This is a genomic window from Alicyclobacillus acidiphilus NBRC 100859 (assembly GCF_001544355.1).
In the GTDB taxonomy this organism is placed as follows: domain Bacteria; phylum Bacillota; class Bacilli; order Alicyclobacillales; family Alicyclobacillaceae; genus Alicyclobacillus; species Alicyclobacillus acidiphilus.
This window is the reverse complement of record NZ_BCQI01000155.1, coordinates 1-886: the sequence shown is the minus strand read 5'-3', so window position 1 is coordinate 886 and position 886 is coordinate 1. Positions and strand designations below refer to the sequence as shown.

At 48.4% G+C, this 886-nt stretch carries 1 protein-coding gene; it reads left to right on the top strand.

The genetic code is table 11. The features are described from left to right. On the top strand, positions 1 to 697 hold a 697-nt coding region (locus AAC01S_RS18525), incomplete at its 5' end, for a GGDEF domain-containing protein (protein ID WP_157071311.1). Positions 698 to 886 lie beyond the last annotated feature (189 nt).

The following is an 886-nucleotide window of genomic DNA, read 5'->3' as shown; positions in this document are numbered from 1 at the left end:
TGTTTTAGTTTACTTTGTCTGCATGACGAATGACTCCATCATTTTACAGCATCATCGGACACTTTACCCAACTTCCTGGATTGGTGCAGGGCTTCTGTTTCTGATGTTGTGGCGCGAAGCACATTGGCACATGCAAGAGGTTTATGAATACGTCAATTTAGATAAATTCACAGGCGCCTATTCCCGTACATTCGGGGAAAATCACTTATCCGAATGTCTTAAGACACAGAATGTTGGCATGTTTTACGCCGACATCGATGAATTTAAACAAATCAACGATCGGTACGGACACCGGACCGGAGACATGGTTCTCAAGTTAATGATGGACTTAGTGAAACCAATGATGCAATCACCGAACCTCCTAGTGCGGATGGGAGGAGATGAATTTCTCTTTCTGTTTCCGCAGGCTACACGGGAAGATGAAGCAATCCTGCGATCGCAACTTGAATCCTTATTGGAAGGCATGCACATTCCAACCGAACATACAAACGCCGACCGAATCCCAGTCTCCGTAAGCCTCGGGTGGGCGTATGCTTCCAGAGGCGACTCCTGGATCGACATGATTCACAACGCGGATTTATCCATGTACCGTACCAAGGAAGGAAATAAGACAAGGCTCGCCCATCTCGCGCCCAACCAAAGCGAAGACACACTTCACCCTATTGAAGCCAAAACAGATACGCCGAATTGGCGATGAAATCATCAAAAGTAAATGTAACAAGGCCATCCGCCATCTCGCTCCTTAAGTCTGCGATGGCGGATTGGGGCAGGTCCTAACGTTGCGAAGATGGTCCTCGCGGCATTTAGTCCGGAAGCCACTTCTCAGATCGCTCGCTCAGTGATCCGACCGTTACAGGGAACCAAAAGAGTGGCAGTCCAGCCGAGT